This window comes from Actinomycetospora sp. (genome assembly GCF_055612215.1).
Map to the genome: position 1 here is coordinate 1 of NZ_JBVPVA010000241.1, position 1,435 is coordinate 1,435.

Annotated in this window: 2 protein-coding genes; one reads left to right on the forward strand and one right to left on the reverse strand. The window is 71.9% G+C overall.

Translation table 11 applies throughout. From position 1 onward, the window contains the following. The coding region (locus AC0CYZ_RS06595) for a response regulator transcription factor (RefSeq protein WP_472213522.1) at positions 1–234 on the forward strand (234 nt) is incomplete at its 5' end. A gap of 166 nt (positions 235–400) precedes the next feature. On the opposite strand, the gene AC0CYZ_RS06600 is transcribed toward AC0CYZ_RS06595, so the two are convergent. Continuing rightward, the gene (locus tag AC0CYZ_RS06600) at positions 401–1,291 is read right to left on the reverse strand and encodes a dienelactone hydrolase family protein (protein ID WP_472213524.1); all 891 of its coding nucleotides are present in this window, start codon (positions 1,289–1,291) and stop codon (positions 401–403) included. Positions 1,292–1,435 lie beyond the last annotated feature (144 nt).

The window sequence follows — 1,435 nt, forward strand, 5'->3', positions numbered from 1 at the left end:
ATCGGCACGCTGTCACGACGGGAAACCGAGATCGCCGCCCTCGTGGCCGACGGCATCAGCAATCGCGAGATCGCATCACGGCTCCATCTCTCGGAGCGGACCGTCGAGAACCACGTCCGACACATCATGCAGAAGGTCGACAAGACCTCGCGCGCCGGCGTGGCGACCTGGTACCTCCGAGAGCGCAGCCGCAGCCGGTCCGAACGCGAGCCATCCGACCGCGTCGTCGACTGACCGCGCCCAGGCGGCCTGGACCGGCAAGTTCAGCCCGACCGATCTCCCCCGGCCGCCGCGACCCGGCGGGGGGCTGAGCGCCGGCTCGGCGAGGTCCGGGTCCTCGCTGCGGACACCTAGCGTCGATCGTCCGGTCACGGGCGACCGGACGTGCAGGGTCTGCCGGTCAGCGGAGGTGTTGGTCGAACCAGGTCATCGTTCGCTGGTAGGCCTGTGTCGCCCCGGGAAGGCTGAACCGTGCCCCGGTGTCGTTGAAGAAGGCGTGGTCCACGCCGGGGATCACGACCATCTCGTGGGTGACCCTGGCCGCGGTCAGTGCCTGGTCCAGGGGTTCGATCCCGGCATCGACCCGCTTGTCCAGGCCGGCGAAGATCCCGAGCACCGCCGCCCTGGTACCGGTGAAGTTCGGGGTTGCCGGCGCCGGGCCGTAGAAGGGGACCGCTGCCCGCAGCGTCGGGGCGCCGGCCTCGAGCAGACGCCAGAGCAGTCCGCCGCCGAAGCAGAAGCCGATCACGCCCAGCGGCGCGCCGGGGTTACGGCGAGCCAACTCGTCGACGCTGCGCTGCAGGTCGGCCACCAGGTCTGCCTCGGGCGCCGCGGCCAGAGCAGCTGTCGCGTTCGGAACCGCGGCGGTTCCCCCGGCCCGGGACAGCAGGTCAGGTGCCAACGCGTTGTATCCGTCTCCGGCGAGTCGCCCGCTGACGGCCCTGATGTGGTTGGTCAGCCCGGTGTTCTCGTGGATCACCAGGAGCGCCCCGCGCGGGGTGGTGGCCGTCGCGTAGGCACCCGAGATCGTCCCCGCCGGCCCGGGATAGGTCACGGGTGCCGCGCGGGCGAGTGAGGCCGAGACGTCGTAGCCGGCCTGGCCGGGCGCGGCGGGTCCGGTGGGTGACGGCGGCGGCATCGACGACCCGGAACTGCAGGCCGCCAGCAGCGAGGACGCGGCCGCAGCCGAGAGCCCCAGCAGTCCGAGCCGACGGATCGCCTCGCGGCGCGAGAGCAGTCCGTCGGCCTGGTCGAGGGCGATCTCCGTGGCCAGGTAGTCCCCCATCGCCATGCCGCGAACCCTAGAGGTCCCGTCCCGGACTCAGAGGCAGGCCACGTGTCGCCACGTCACCGCGGCGGAATCGACGAGTATCACCGTCCCGTCGACGTGAGTTCTGCCCGGGTCGGTCGTGGTGGGGAGCGGGCTGTTCGCCCC